General features: G+C 53.2%; 1 protein-coding gene. It reads right to left on the bottom strand.

Annotated elements, in window-relative coordinates:
• The coding region (locus tag EXE42_RS17610) for an NAD-dependent epimerase/dehydratase family protein (RefSeq protein WP_241988448.1) at positions 1-271 on the bottom strand (271 nt) is incomplete at its 3' end.
• Positions 272-299: the final 28 nt, after the last annotated feature.

The raw sequence follows: 299 nt of genomic DNA, 5'->3' as shown, positions 1-299 counted from the left end.
CAATGGTCTCCACGAGGTCGTGAATTGAAATTTCGATGCCGCTTCCCAGGTTTACCGGAGCAGACTCGTCATACCGCTCCGTCGCGGTCAGTATCCCGTCTGCCGCGTCTTTCACGTAGAGAAACTCTCTTGTCGGTTCGCCACTCCCCCACGCAGTAATCGAATCATCTCCTCGCTCCCGCGCTTCAACGCATTTTCTGATTATTGCCGGAATTACGTGTGAACTCTCGAGATCGAAGTCGTCTTCGGGGCCGTACAGGTTCACCGGCATCAAATAGATGCTATTGAATCCGTACTGC

The sequence above is a fragment of the Halorubrum sp. SP3 genome (assembly GCF_005435195.1).
Lineage (GTDB): Archaea > Halobacteriota > Halobacteria > Halobacteriales > Haloferacaceae > Halorubrum > Halorubrum sodomense.
This window is presented reverse-complemented; position numbering and strand designations above follow the sequence as displayed.